This window comes from Rhodococcus sp. 06-470-2 (assembly GCF_002258235.1).
Classification (GTDB): Bacteria; Actinomycetota; Actinomycetes; order Mycobacteriales; family Mycobacteriaceae; genus Rhodococcoides.
This window is the reverse complement of record NZ_NOYB01000032.1, coordinates 116976-130431: the sequence shown is the minus strand read 5'-3', so window position 1 is coordinate 130431 and position 13456 is coordinate 116976. Positions and strand designations below refer to the sequence as shown.

Below are 13456 nucleotides of genomic sequence, written 5' to 3'. Positions count from 1 at the left end.
TATGGGTTCTCCGAACGACAAGACGGGTTCTCCGACCGGTGCACCGTCGCCGAGAGGCCGAACCATCGATATCGACGCGGTGGCCGATTCGGTCCGTGCGAACGAGCGATCCGGGCTGGCGCGTGCCATCACGCTGGTCGAGTCCACTCGCTCGGATCATCGTGATCTGGCTCAGCAGTTGCTTCTTCGGGTTCTGCCCGATGCGGGTGGTTCCCATCGCGTCGGTATCACCGGCGTGCCGGGGGTCGGCAAGTCGACCTTCATCGACGCGCTGGGGATGCGCTTGATCGAGAAGGGGCACCGGGTCGCGGTGCTCGCCGTCGATCCGTCGTCGACGCGTACCGGTGGTTCGATCCTGGGTGACAAGACCCGGATGTCGCGTCTCGCGGTGCAGGAGAACGCATACATTCGGCCGTCTCCGACCTCGGGAACCCTGGGTGGTGTCGCACGTGCGACGAGGGAGACGATCGTGCTCCTCGAAGCGGCAGGCTTCGACGTCATTCTGGTGGAGACGGTGGGCGTCGGGCAGTCCGAGGTGACGGTCGCGAACATGGTCGACTGCTTCACGTTCCTGACGCTCGCGCGTACCGGAGATCAGTTGCAGGGCATCAAGAAGGGCGTTCTCGAACTCGCCGATCTGGTTGCCGTCAACAAGGCCGACGGCAAGCACGCGACCGACGCGAAGAACGCGGCGCGGGAATTGGCGGGCGCGCTGCGGCTGATCTATCCGCACGATGCGATCTGGAAGCCCCCGGTGTTGACCATGAGCGCCATCGAGGGCACCGGACTCGACGAGTACTGGGACACCGTGCTGCGCCATCAGCAAGTGCTCAGTGACGCAGGCGAATTCGCGGAGAAGCGTCGCAAGCAGCAGGTCGATTGGACGTGGACGATGGTCAACGACCAACTGCTGCGCCGGCTGGCGCAGAACCCGTCCGTCAAGGCCATCCGCGGCGACGTCGAAGCCCGGGTACGCGACGGTTCTCTGACGGCCGCGCTGGCCGCCCAGGAGCTACTCGACGCGTTCGACTCCTGAATCTGCCCCGGCGGCCGGGAGCGCGGGATAGAGCCGGTCGGCAAGAGCTCCGACGCGTTCGATGAGTCGATCGAAGAATGCCTCGGGATCGGTGTGTGTTGCGATCGCCGCATTGGGGGCCTTGCCCCACATACCGCGCCAGTCCGCGACCGTCGTTCCGCGCGTGAGGGTTCCGACGAGTTCGACGTCGACGGTCGCATGACGGTAGGTGGCGATATCGGCATCCAGTGCGACGGCCGCCGCGAAGGGGTCGTGCATGTGCGCCAAGAATCCCTGATCGTGATCGCGATGGAATTCCATGTAGAACCGCACCGCATCGGAGAAGTGCCGCACGATCGGGTTCGACGCCGTCGATCGAACACCCGGTGCGTCGTCGGGCGAGATCACCTCGGGCGGAAGGCTCCGCGCTCGCGCTGTCAGCCGTCGGATGTGATCGGGGGTCATTTCGATGGTCTCGGTGATGTCGAGCGCGCAGACGATGGGATGTCGTTCCGGCGGTAGTCCGGAGAAGGCTGCGAACACTTCCGCTGCGGCCTCGGGGTCGACGGCGATGTTCCATTCGGTAGTCGGTGTCGTGTTGCCCTGGTGCTGAAATGCGCCGCCCATCAACACCAGTCGCTTCAGCAGTCGAGGTAGCTCGGGATCCCGACGGATCGCCAGCGCGAGATTGGTCAGCGGACCGGTGACCAGTCCGGTGATCTCACCCGGTCGCGAACGAACCAGCTCCACCCACATCGTGGTGGCGTCCCGGCCGGACAGCGACCGCGTGGACACCGGAAGCTCCGCGTACCCAATGCCTTGCGGGCCGTGGGTGTCCTCGGTGGTCATCAGCGGCGCCACGAGGGGTACCTGTGCGCCGAGCGAGACCTCGACATCACCCGCGCGGCACAGGTCGAGCCAGGCGAGATTGTTCGCCGCAACCTGGTTCACCGGCACATTGCCCGCGGTGGATGCGATACCGAGGATCTCAGCATCCTCGCTGGCCAGCAGGTACAGCAAGGCGAGAGAATCGTCGATTCCGGTGTCGACGTCGACGATCATGGGGACGGTCACGATGCGACCTCCGTCGTCGGGGTGTGCCGCACCGGAAAGTTGACCGATCGCGCGATGACGCACTTCGACGACGCGGACGCGTGCAGTTTCTCGGCGCGCGGCACCATCGACGGGTCGACGACGGTCACGACCGGAGCCAGGGTGACCTCGACGAACTGACCCGAACCATCGGATTGCTCGGTCATCACTCCGGTGGGGGAGTCGGTGTATTCGGTGACGACCACTCCGGATGCGGCCGCGAGCCCGAGGTACCAGAGCATGTGGCAACTGGACAGCGAGGCGACGAGCATCTCCTCGGGATTCCAGCGTTCGGGATTGCCGCGGAAGCTCGGATCGGAGCTCGCGTGAAGGTCGGGTTTCCCGGGTGCCGACACGATGTGATCGCGGTCGTAGGCTGCGGCACCGGTGGTCCCGGTACCGCGGTTGCCCGTCCAGTTCAGCGTGAGTCCGTAATCGTGGTTCGGCACTGGTCCATCGTGCCAGTACCCGCCCGTTCGGTGACAATCCGCCGCGGAAACCGTTGTCCGCATTGACCGTAATGCCTCGATTGCCAAAGCGGTGTGGCACATTCGTCGTTGCGCGCGTTCACCTGGGCATTCGCCCGAGTGTGTGCGTCGATCTGCACAGCGGTCGTTTGAAAACGAATCGTTTGTCTGGCTAACGTTGAACGAATGACATCAGTGCCCAGTCTCGAACCCGGCCGAGAGCAGGCCACATGGGGACGCCGCCACGTCCAGCATCTTCGCCGCGTTGCGTTCTCGAAACGGATGCGCACGAAGCCGGCGCTCTCGGAGGAGGGCATCACTGTGGTCGATCAGCCGATGCTCAAGCGCGCCGTCTCGGCAGCTGCTCTCGGCAACACGATGGAGTGGTTCGACTTCGGTGTGTACGGCTATCTGGCGGCAACGTTGGGCAAGGTGTTCTATCCCGATGCCACGCCTGCGGTGCAACTCATCTCGACGTTCGCCACGTTCGCTGCAGCGTTCGTCGTTCGTCCGCTCGGCGGCCTGTTCTTCGGGCCGCTCGGTGACCGGATCGGTCGGCAGAAGGTATTGGCCGCCACCATGATCATGATGGCGATCGGCACTCTGGCTGTCGGCCTCATCCCCAGTTACGCGACCATCGGCATCTGGGCACCGATTCTGCTGCTCGTCGCCCGCTTGGTCCAAGGCTTCTCCACCGGTGGTGAATACGGCGGTGCAACGACGTTCATCGCAGAATATTCACCCGACAAGCGGCGCGGGTTCCTCGGAAGTTGGCTCGACTTCGGCACCTTCGTCGGTTACGCGATGGGCTCGGGCCTGGTGACGATCCTCAACGCGGTGTTGGGCGACGCCACCATGATCGAATGGGGTTGGCGCATACCGTTCTTCGTCGCGGGTCCGATGGGGCTGATCGGGCTGTACCTGCGGCTCAAGCTGGAAGATACGCCCGCGTTCCGCAAGCAACTCGACGAACACGACAACAAGGTCAAGGCGCAGGAGAGCGGCCGGAGGTCGATCGGGAAGATCTTCACCGATCATTGGCGGGCGCTGTTGATCTGCATGGGAATCGTGTTGTTGTACAACGTGACCAACTACATGGTGACGTCATATCTACCCACGTACTTCACCGAGGTCGTCGGTCGAAGTCAGCTCAGTGCGGACTTGCTCGTCCTGTCGGCGATGGTCGTCGTGGTGAGCGTCATCGTGGGTGTCGGCAGGCTCACCGACCGAATCGGCCGCAAACCGGTGTTCGTCTTCGGTGCCGTCGGGCAGATCGTTCTCGCCGTGCCCTGCTTCTTGCTGCTGCGCAGTAGCGGGTGGTTGGGTCCGCTGATCGCGTGCTTGCTCCTCGGCCTCGTTCTGGCCTGTTTCGCGGCGCCGAGCGCATCGACGCTACCGGCCCTGTTTCCCACCCGGATTCGTTACGCGGCGCTGTCGATCGGCTTCAACCTGTCCGTGTCGATCTTCGGGGGTACGACGCCGTTGGTGACCTCGGCGTTGGTCAGCTCGACCGGTAGCCCGATGATCCCTGCGTATTACCTCGTCGTGAGCGGTCTCGTCGGCCTCGTCGCCGTCGGATTCCTGCGCGAGTCCGCCACCCAACCTCTGGAAGGCTCACCGCCTCAGGTCGACTCGACCGAGGAAGCCAAGGAGCTCTATTCCGAGGCAGCGGCGACCGCCGGACGCCACTGATCCGGCCTCGGCTCGCCTTCACCCCCAGGTTGCCTCATCGGTGCCCCACGGGCGTGCGGGAAACGGGTAGTCGGCATGATCGTCGAAAACCGGCCGTGCTGTCGTGACACGCCCGTGGGTCACGACACAGTCGGGCGGCGGCGTCGCCCGAGGGCCGTGATGCTGACCCCGCCCTGGTAGTTGCAGTAGCCATGCGGCCGTCCGGGCCAACGACACCTCGACGGAGGCGGTCGAACCCGTTCTGTTCGCGCGATCGGCCAGCTCGCCGACGATCCCTGCGGCCAGTAGATACCCGCTGGCGTGGTCCAGCGCCTGGGCCGGCAGGTGCCCGGGTTCTCCACCACTGCCTTCGAGTACCGAGATGCCGGTGGCAGCCTGGACGAGACTGTCGAAGCCCCGCCGATCCGACCATGGTCCGTGGGTACTCCACGCACTGACCCGTCCATGCAGGACGTCCGCTCGGTGTTCTAGTCCGAACCGTGCGAGAGCGCCCGGGCGGTACCCGGTGACCAAGACATCGGCGGACTCGAGCAGTCGGTTCATCACTGCACGCCCTTCACGCGTGTTCAGGTCCACCGTCGCCGAACGCTTCCCCTGACCGTTTTCCATGTGCTGCCAGCTGATCTCGGGGCGGTGGGGCGGATCCACGCGGAGCACCTCGGCACCGAACAGGGCGAGCGCGCGGGTGGCCACCGGTCCGGCGATGACGCGGGTCAGGTCCAACACCCGGACCCCGGCCAGCGGAGCAGCGGTAGTCCCTCGGAATCGGGGAACTCGACATGTGTCGGAGCCCGTGTCGTTCGAGCGTGCAATCACCGGACCGGACTCGGCTGCACCACCTGCGGGCTCGGCGGGCCACTGGTCTTCGGTGCGGACCCGCACTGCGAGAGCGCCGTTCTGTGCGCACGACCATTCGAGCTCGACAGCGGTGATCCCCGCCACCCGCTCCGCGAATTCTTCAGTGCCGCAATCTTCGTCGAGACCGACCGTCTCGAGCAGCGCAGTCCGGTGGTGCGGATAGTTCGCGTGAGTTCTCACCCAGCCGTCGGACACGCGGAAGAAGCCGGACAGATCTGCGAACGGCTGCACCGGTGCACCGTCGAGGCGCACCATCGAGTTCCCCCATGAACGATGCTGCTATCCGCTCCGCCGATGCCGTCGGGACCGCGCCGGTCGAAGACGGTTCGAGAACACCCCTCAGCCTGCCGACTGCGGTACCCAGGGCACCGACCGATTCGGCAGCGATGGTCGCCACCGGCAGTGTCGCCGCGAGCCAAGCACTCACGGGTGCGGGCACCGCGCCGAGGGGACTGCCGTTCCCGACATCAACTGCGCTTGGCCCAGATCTCCATACCGGCAGCATTGAGACGGTCCACGAGGACGTCGCCGATCGCAGTGGCCGGAGTGAGGACTCCGCTGGCCTTCGGCAGGGCGTCACCGCCGTGCACGAGTGCGAGTGCCGACTCGGCCAGCATGACTGCGGTGGCCTTGTAGCCGGGATCTCCCGAGGCCTTGACCCGGGCCCGGTAGCGAGCCCCCGATGTGGTGAGGGTGTACAGGTCGACCGTGAAATGTCCCTTCTCGCGGGCTTTTTCACTGGGGCCGGTGCCCGGCTTGGGCAGAATGCGATCGAGCACCTTGCTCGGAAGCACAGTCATCGCGGACACGCCGACGAAAAGCCCAGCCGACAGAGCACCGGCGAGGACGGGGCTGGCGAACGACGAGCCGACACTCATCACCTCGCTGTAGCGGAACTGCTTTCCGTAGGCCCAGTCGCGAAGTGCGTTGGTCCGCCGGACGACTCGCGTGTTGTACGAGGCCATCACGAACGGTGCTTTCCAACCGCGCAGGCTCGGGTCGATCTTCTTGCCGTCGATCAGTACGGTGTCGAGTTGGCGACCGAGTTGCGGCTCGAGGCCGCGATCGGGACTGAGCGAGTACGGCCGCGCGGCGATGCGTCGGGCCCGCTTGTCCTTCTTCATCGCCTCGATCTGCCCTCGCAGCGAGTCGATGGTGCCACCGCTGACCCCACCGGACATCGACGTGACCACCAGGGTCGTGTCGGTCAGCTCCCCGGCGTTGTCCGCGGTGACGGCCTCGTACAGGGCGTGTACGCCGATGTCGGACGGGATGGAATCGAAGCCGCACGAGTGGACGATGCGGGCCCCGGTGCGCTGAGCGATCTCGTGATTGGTGTCGATGCTCTCGCGAGCGAACAGCACCTCGCCGGTGAGGTCGACGTAATCCGTCCCGGCCTCGGCGCACGCCGTCGCCAATTCCAGGCCGTACTTGGCGTAGGGGCCGACCGTGGTGATGACGACTCGGGTCGATCGGGCCATGGCCTCGAGCGATGCGACGTCGGTGGCGTCGGCCTCGAGAACGGACCACTGCTGAGCCCTGGAGCCCAGTTCCTTCCTGGCGGCCTCCACCCGCGCCGTCGAGCGCCCGGCGAGGGCGATCCGGGTGTCGGCCGGTGCATGCTCGGCGAGGTACTTCGCCGTCAGTTTCCCGACGAAGCCGGTGACGCCGTAGACGACGATGTCGTGAGTGCGATCGGGGCCGACGGTCGAGTCGGATGCTGGCGAGTTCATACCAGCGACACTAACGCGGGTCACCCCTGCGAGTCGACGCGCCGTCAGTTCGTCCAGGTGTGCACGGGTTCTCCGGCGTTCATGAGGGTGACGTAATCGCCGAGCATTCCGGCGAGGGCGCGATCGCGCTTCTCACCGGCGCGTTCACGGGCGACGACGGCGTTGCGCTGCCACACCGAGCCGGACTGCTTGGCCAGGCACCGCGCTTCGATCACCCCGAGATAGCGGTCGCGGACCGGCGCGTCGACGCCGTACGCGGCCAGTCCGGCGTCGGCCAGTGGCAGCAGCCGGCGCAACACCAGTTCCTGCGGACTCACCCAGCCCACCTCGGGCCAGTAGAGCATCGAATCGAACCCGCCGCGGGCGGCGGAGTGCACGTTCTCCTCGGCCGCGTCGAACGACATCTGGGACCACAGCGGGCGGTCTGCATCGGCCAGTGCGCGGACGGTTCCGTAGTAGAACGCCGCGTCGGCGAGGGTGTCCACCACCGACGGTCCGGCCGGCAGGACTCGATTCTCGAGCCGAATGTGGTGGCCGTCGCCGGACCGGTCGTAGATCGGTCGGTTCCACCGGTAGACGGTACCGTTGTGCATGCGTAGTTCGGACAGTGACGGTGTCTTGCCCTCGGCCAGCGCAGCTTTGGGGTCCTCTTCGCTGCAGACGGGAAGCAACGCAGGGAAGTAGCGCGAATTCTCCTCGAACAGATCGAAGATCGAGGTGATCCACCGTTCGCCGAACCACACCCGTGGTCGGACTCCCTGATTCTTGAGCTCCTGCGGCCTGGTGTCGGTGGCCTGCTCGAACAACGGGATACGAGTCTCGTGCCACAGCGCGCGACCGGCGAAGAACGGCGAGTTGGCGGCGAGCGCCACCTGTACGCCCGAAAGAGCTTGCGCTGCATTCCAATACGATGCGAACTCGTCCGGAGCCACCTGCAGGTGGAGCTGAACCGACGTGCAGGCTGCCTCGGGCAGGATCGTGTCGGTCACGATGTCGAGGTCCTCGGCGGCAGCGGCACCGGGCAGCCGCACTCCACCGATCTTCAGTTCGATGTCTTCACCGCGCGCGGCGAAGATCTGTTGATTGAGCAGGTCGTAGCGCGGATTCGCCGAGAGCCACCGGTGCTCGAAGTGTTCCTCGTCCAGAGTCGGGAGCATGCCGATCATGGCCAGACGGCTACCGGAGGTGCGGGCGCGTTCGTCCGCCGCATTCAGCGATCTGCGCAGGTCCGTCTCCAACTCGGCGATGGAGGCACCGCGCAGTGGCCGAGGGTCGACGTTGATCTCGATGTTGAACTGTCCGAGCTCGGTTTGATAGTCGGGGTCGGCGATGGCGTCGAGCACGGCGGCGTTGGCCATCGACGGCTCCATGTCGTCGTCGACGAGATTGAGCTCGATCTCCATGCCGATCTGCGGTTCACCGACGTGGAAGGTCTCGTCGGCCAACATGACCGCCAGGGCATCGAGACAGTCCTGGACCTTCTGGCGGAACTCGTGCCGATCCTGCCTGGTGAACTTACGGCGCTCGACGTCCTCGCCCATGGTGACCGCCTATCGGTGCGTGAAGATGGGCCGTTCGCTCACGCGCAACGACTTCGAGTTACGAGTATCGCAGTACGCGTTCGCCGAGGGGGACGCACGCGAAAATCACCAGGGTGAGGGCTGATAATCCTTGAGGAACGAGCCGTACAGATCGTTTCCGAGCTCTCCCTGCACGATCGGGTCGTACACCCGCGCGGCCCCGTCCACCAGGTCGAGTGGAGCATGGAAACCCTCGTCGGCGAGCCGCATCTTGGTGGGGTGCGGCCGTTCGTCGGTGATCCAGCCGGTGTCGACGGCGGTCATCAAGATTCTGCTGTCGAGCATCTCCTTCGCGCTGGTGCGCGTCAGCATGTTCAACGCGGCCTTGGCCATGTTGGTGTGGGGATGGCCCGGCCCCTTGTATGCGCGGCCGAACTGGCCCTCCATGGCAGAGACGTTGACGACGTACTTTCGTCGAGCGTCGGAGGCCTCCATCGCGGTGCGGAGCCGCGAGACCAGGATGAAGGGTGCGACGGAATTGCAGAGCTGCACCTCGAGCAGTTCCACCGGGTCGACCTGCTCGACGGTGTGGATCCAGCTGTTGGTCTCGGCGAGATCGGGTACCAGACCCCCGGCGTCGATGGCGAGCCCGCTCTCGATCCTCTCGGCCGTGACCGAGCCGGCGACCATGGCGAGGGAGGCCACGTCGTCCGCGCTCAGGGCAGCAGTCGATCGGCCGCCGATCGCCGTGGCGGGTAACGAACTCGCCAGTGACGCGGGGTGCGCATCGCTGGTCTTGCCGAACGTGATGCGCTGCGGTCCTGCCCCCTCGGTCAGGGCGGCGGGCAATGGTTCGGCTTCCGCATCGGCCAGTGCACTGTAGGAACCGGGGGAGCGTTTGACGGTCTGTGCGGCGTTGTTGATCAGGATGTCCAGAGGCCCCTCGGCGGCGACGGAGTCGGCAAGTGCCACCACCTGAGCCGGATCGCGAAGATCGATACCGACGACGCGCAGACGGTGCAGCCACTGATCGCTGTCGTCCATCGCTGCGAAGCGACGTACGGCATCGTTGGGGAAGCGAGTGGTGATCGTGGTGTGAGCACCGTCGCGGAGCAGTCGAAGAGCGATGTACATGCCGATCTTCGCTCGCCCGCCGGTCAGCAACGCCCGACGTCCGGACAGGTCGGTTCGAGCGTTGCGCTTGCCGCGATTGAGCGTCGCGCACTCCGGGCACAGCTGGTGATAGAACGAGTCGACGTGGGTGTAGCGCTGCTTGCAGATGTAGCAGGGGCGGGCCTTGATCAGCGTGCCTGCGATATCTCCTTCGGCGCGGGAGGTCAGGGAGAGGCCTGCTGTTTCGTCGTCGATTCGGTCCGGGGATCCTGTCGCGGTGGCGGCGACGACGGCGCGGTCGGCCGCGTTGACGGCGTTGCGTGCCGCGACGCGTCGAGCACGCTTGAGGTCCTTGAACATGGCACCGGAGGCGCGCTGGACAGCGATCGAATCGGGATGGTTCTTGTCCAGCTCGGCGGCCTGCTTCAGCACGCGCAGGCACGTCTCGAGATCGGTCGGGTCGATCGCGTTCATCGTCGGTCTCCTAGCATCGGCCCCTTCGAGCCGAAGGGAGCGAGTGCAGAACGAAAAAGACCCTGATTCCGAAGAATCAGGGTCCGTTTCGTCTGTCTCAACTCAGATCTGTGAAAATATCTGTCTGGCTACATCTTTCAGACGGTGTCCGAGGGGGGACTTGAACCCCCACGTCCGTTAATAGGACACTAGCACCTCAAGCTAGCGCGTCTGCCATTCCGCCACTCGGACAAGTGCGACCGCTGCCGCATATTCTTTTGTTGCTTTCACAGCCGGCCGCTGTGTGCTGCGTAAGATTATCCGACGGGTTCCCGATAACCCAAATCCCCACGTCAGTTCGTCCTCGAGGCCGTTTCTCATGGTGCCCGAAGCGGATTCTGGTGGTAGGAACGACGTGTGCCCAACGATGTGAGCAATCCCGGAAACCCAACCGATATCGACGCCACCGTTGCCCTCGACGAAGTCGTGGATCTCGTCAGTTCCCTCATCCGGTTCGACACCTCGAACACGGGGGAGCTCGACACCACGGTCGGCGAGAAGGAATGTGCCGAGTGGGTGGCGAGCAAACTCGAGGAAGTGGGCTACGAGACGGAGTACGTCGAGTCCGGGGCCCCCGGTCGAGGAAACGTGTTCGCCTGGCTGCGCGGATCGGACTCCTCTCGCGGCGCGCTGCTGCTCCACGGACACCTGGACGTCGTGCCGGCCGAGCCCGCCGACTGGAGCGTGCATCCGTTCTCCGGGGCCGTCGAGGACGGGTACGTGTGGGGCCGGGGCGCGGTGGACATGAAGGACATGGTCGGCATGGCCCTGGCGCTGGCCCGACAGTTCAAGTCCAACGGAACCGTCCCACCCCGCGACATCCTGTTCGCGTTCTTGGCGGACGAGGAGGCAGGTGGCAAGTACGGATCGCACTGGTTGGTCGACAACCGACCGGACCTGTTCGAGGGCGTCACCGAGGCAGTCGGCGAGGTCGGTGGTTTCTCCCTGACCGTCCCCCGCCCGGACGGCACCGAGAAGCGGCTCTACATGGTCGAGACGGCGGAGAAGAGTCTGGCGTGGATGCGGCTGACGGCGAAGGCGCGAGCCGGGCACGGATCGTTTCTGCACGACGACAACGCCGTGACGTACCTGGCCGAAGCAGTGGCGAAACTGGGCAATCACACGTTCCCGCTGGTGCTCACCGAGTCGGTCTCGCAGTTTCTGCAGGCGGTCTCGGAGGAATCCGGGCTCGATTTCGATCCGACGTCACCGGACATCGACGGCACCCTGCTCAAGCTCGGCAGCATCGCCCGCATCGTCGGAGCGACCCTGCGCGACACAGCGAACCCGACGATGCTCTCGGCCGGCTACAAGGCCAACGTGATTCCGCAGACGGCGACGGCAGTGGTGGACTGCCGAGTGCTGCCGGGGCGGCAGGCGGCCTTCGAGAAGGAGGTCGACGAGTTGATCGGCCCGAACGTCGAACGCGAGTGGATCACGAAACTGGAACCGTACGAGACCACCTTCGACGGTGATCTCGTCGATGCGATGAACGACGCAGTGTTGGCACACGACCCGAACGGTCGAACCGTTCCCTACATGCTCTCCGGTGGAACCGACGCAAAAGCATTCGCGCGCATCGGTATTCGCTGTTTCGGCTTCGCTCCGCTGAAGTTGCCGCCGGAATTGGATTTCGCGGCGTTGTTTCACGGCATCGACGAACGAGTACCCGTGGAATCGTTGGAGTTCGGTACACAGGTACTCGAACACTTCTTGCTGCACAGCTGATACGAAAGGAACCATCGTGGCGTACAACCCATACGACTCGCTTCCGGACCTACCGTCCTTCGAGTTGACGTCCGAGGACGTCGAAGACGGCAAGACACTGGCCGCTCAGCAGGTCAGTGGAATCATGGGAGCCGGTGGGCACGACAACTCCCCGCAGCTGTCCTGGTCCGGATTCCCCGAGGGCACCAAGAGCTTCGCTGTCACCGTCTACGATCCCGACGCGCCGACGGCATCCGGCTTCTGGCACTGGGCAGTGGCGAACATCCCCGTCGAGACGACATCGCTGGTGTCCGGCGCGGGCGACGACGGCGGGACCGGGGTGCCCAGCACCGCGGTGACGCTCAAGAACGATGCGGGCCTGTTCCGCTACATCGGTGCTGCACCGCCGGCAGGCCACGGCCCGCACCGCTACTTCATCGTGGTTCACGCGGTGGACGTGGAACGGCTCGAAGTGGACGAGACGGCCACCCCGGCCTACCTCGGTTTCAATCTGTTCTCGCACGCCATCGGTCGTGCGGTCCTCACCGGCATCTACGAGGCCTGAGCTCGGTCGTCGGGTGCCGGATTTATGTTCCGGCACCCGGCGGTTCAGGGCTTGTTCGCCGAGCCCACCGCATCGGCGATCGTGGCGAATCCGTGTTGCTCGAGCCGAGCGGCCAGTCCGCGGTGAATGTTCTCGATCCACAGCGGGCCGCCGTAGACGAACCCGGTGTAGCCCTGCACCAGCGACGCGCCCGCGGTGATGCGTTCCCATGCCTGCGCCTCGGTCTCGATTCCGCCGACGGAGATCAACGCCAGATGCGTACCCACTCGGCGGTACAGGCGTCGCAATACCTCGAGCGAGCGGTCGGCCAACGGAGCACCGGACAGGCCGCCGGCACCCATTCCTGCAACCAGTTCTGCGTCGGTGCGCAGACCGGCGCGGGAGATCGTCGTGTTGGTGGCCACGATCCCGTCGAGACCGAGTTCGACGGCCAGATCGGCCACGGCGTCGATGTCCTCGTCGGACAGGTCGGGGGCGATCTTGACCAGTACCGGGACCGTCACCACCGACTGCACCGCCACCAGGATCGGTCGCAGCGATTCCACGGCCTGCAGGTCACGCAGTCCAGGGGTGTTGGGGGAGCTGACGTTGACGACGACGAAGTCCGCCAACGGGCCCAGAAGTTGGGCGCTGGCCGTGTAGTCCGCGGCGGCACCGTCCGGCTCGACGAGCTTGGTCTTGCCGATGTTGGCGCCGATCGGGATACCGGTGCGCCTGGCACGGACGCGCTGGGCCGCGTGCTCGGCACCGTGGTTGTTGAAGCCCATGCGGTTGACGATGGCCCGGTCGAGAGGCAACCGGAACAGTCTCGGAGTCGGATTGCCCGGCTGGCTCTGCGCAGTCACGGTGCCGATCTCGGCGAAACCGAATCCGATCGGCCCCCACGCATCGATTCCGTCGGCATTCTTGTCGAAACCGGCCGCGAGACCGAGCGGAGCCGGGAAGTCGACGCCGAACACCGTCGAGCGCAGTCGTGGATCGTCGACCACGAACATCTTCTCGGCCAGAAAGCGGAGCGGAGGCACCGCGGCGACAGCGCGAAGCACACCGAACGCCAGATGGTGAATCCTCTCCGGTGGCACGAGGAACATCAGGCGCAACAGGACGCGGTACAGGCGGTCTCCCACGGTCTTCTCTCCGGTCGATCTGGCAGGGTAGAACTCGTGCTGTGATTCAGCGAT

At 65.3% G+C, this 13456-nt stretch carries 11 protein-coding genes and 1 tRNA gene; 4 read left to right on the top strand and 8 right to left on the bottom strand.

Translation table 11 applies throughout. From position 1 onward, the window contains the following. Window position 1: 1 nt before the first annotated feature. Window positions 2-1036: a methylmalonyl Co-A mutase-associated GTPase MeaB gene (gene meaB, locus CH276_RS16220; RefSeq protein ID WP_094630001.1), complete on the top strand. Its 1035-nt coding sequence runs from the start codon at window positions 2-4 to the stop codon at window positions 1034-1036. Here meaB and CH276_RS16215 read toward each other — a convergent pair. Then, a complete protein-coding gene (locus CH276_RS16215) occupies window positions 1013-2077 on the bottom strand; it encodes a nucleoside hydrolase (protein WP_254924122.1) in 1065 nt (354 codons plus the stop codon). The genes meaB and CH276_RS16215 overlap by 24 nt on opposite strands. 8 nt (window positions 2078-2085) lie before the next feature. Then, window positions 2086-2556, bottom strand: a complete 471-nt coding sequence (locus tag CH276_RS16210) for an OsmC family protein (protein ID WP_094629999.1) — start codon at window positions 2554-2556, stop codon at window positions 2086-2088. A 300-nt stretch (window positions 2557-2856) separates the two neighbouring features. Between CH276_RS16210 and proP the strand changes: the two genes are divergently transcribed. Then, window positions 2857-4266 (top strand): glycine betaine/L-proline transporter ProP, encoded by a 1410-nt coding sequence (gene proP, locus CH276_RS16205; RefSeq protein WP_373453532.1) that lies wholly within the window; start codon window positions 2857-2859, stop codon window positions 4264-4266. 18 nt (window positions 4267-4284) lie between these two features. On the opposite strand, the gene CH276_RS16200 is transcribed toward proP, so the two are convergent. The 5 genes from CH276_RS16200 to CH276_RS16180 all read right to left on the bottom strand — a co-directional run bounded on the left by CH276_RS16200 (window position 4285) and on the right by CH276_RS16180 (window position 10195). Then, window positions 4285-5379 carry a CoA transferase gene (locus tag CH276_RS16200; RefSeq protein ID WP_141214740.1) on the bottom strand — a complete coding sequence of 365 codons (1095 nt, stop codon included), beginning with the start codon at window positions 5377-5379 and terminating at the stop codon, window positions 4285-4287. 212 nt (window positions 5380-5591) lie between these two features. Beyond that, window positions 5592-6857, bottom strand: a complete 1266-nt coding sequence (locus CH276_RS16195) for a saccharopine dehydrogenase family protein (RefSeq protein WP_094682787.1) — start codon at window positions 6855-6857, stop codon at window positions 5592-5594. A 44-nt stretch (window positions 6858-6901) separates the two neighbouring features. After that, complete coding sequence (locus CH276_RS16190; protein ID WP_045195231.1) at window positions 6902-8398, bottom strand: glutamate-cysteine ligase family protein; 1497 nt, start codon at window positions 8396-8398, stop codon at window positions 6902-6904. 105 nt (window positions 8399-8503) lie between these two features. Next, the gene (locus CH276_RS16185; RefSeq protein ID WP_094629997.1) at window positions 8504-9964 is read right to left on the bottom strand and encodes an SDR family NAD(P)-dependent oxidoreductase; all 1461 of its coding nucleotides are present in this window, start codon (window positions 9962-9964) and stop codon (window positions 8504-8506) included. A 145-nt stretch (window positions 9965-10109) separates the two neighbouring features. Further along, window positions 10110-10195, bottom strand: a tRNA-Leu gene (locus CH276_RS16180). Between the two features lie 204 nt (window positions 10196-10399). Between CH276_RS16180 and CH276_RS16175 the strand changes: the two genes are divergently transcribed. Then, on the top strand, window positions 10400-11731 hold the full coding sequence (locus CH276_RS16175; protein ID WP_094630096.1) for a M20/M25/M40 family metallo-hydrolase: 1332 nt from the start codon (window positions 10400-10402) through the stop codon (window positions 11729-11731). A gap of 16 nt (window positions 11732-11747) precedes the next feature. Beyond that, window positions 11748-12275 (top strand): YbhB/YbcL family Raf kinase inhibitor-like protein, encoded by a 528-nt coding sequence (locus CH276_RS16170; protein ID WP_032398050.1) that lies wholly within the window; start codon window positions 11748-11750, stop codon window positions 12273-12275. Between the two features lie 44 nt (window positions 12276-12319). On the opposite strand, the gene CH276_RS16165 is transcribed toward CH276_RS16170, so the two are convergent. Beyond that, window positions 12320-13390 (bottom strand): quinone-dependent dihydroorotate dehydrogenase, encoded by a 1071-nt coding sequence (locus CH276_RS16165; protein ID WP_094630095.1) that lies wholly within the window; start codon window positions 13388-13390, stop codon window positions 12320-12322. Window positions 13391-13456: the final 66 nt, after the last annotated feature.

Bases quoted from the DNA above. Each gene is read 5' to 3' on its own strand.
- CH276_RS16195 (WP_094682787.1), bottom strand. From the start codon at position 6,857: ATGAACTCGCCAGCATCCGACTCGACCGTCGGCCCCGATCGCACTCAC.
- proP (WP_373453532.1), top strand. From the start codon at position 2,857: ATGCGCACGAAGCCGGCGCTCTCGGAGGAGGGCATCACTGTGGTCGAT.
- meaB (WP_094630001.1), top strand. From the start codon at position 2: ATGGGTTCTCCGAACGACAAGACGGGTTCTCCGACCGGTGCACCGTCG.
- CH276_RS16185 (WP_094629997.1), bottom strand. From the start codon at position 9,964: ATGAACGCGATCGACCCGACCGATCTCGAGACGTGCCTGCGCGTGCTG.
- CH276_RS16190 (WP_045195231.1), bottom strand. From the start codon at position 8,398: ATGGGCGAGGACGTCGAGCGCCGTAAGTTCACCAGGCAGGATCGGCAC.
- CH276_RS16200 (WP_141214740.1), bottom strand. From the start codon at position 5,379: ATGGTGCGCCTCGACGGTGCACCGGTGCAGCCGTTCGCAGATCTGTCC.
- CH276_RS16215 (WP_254924122.1), bottom strand. From the start codon at position 2,077: ATGATCGTCGACGTCGACACCGGAATCGACGATTCTCTCGCCTTGCTG.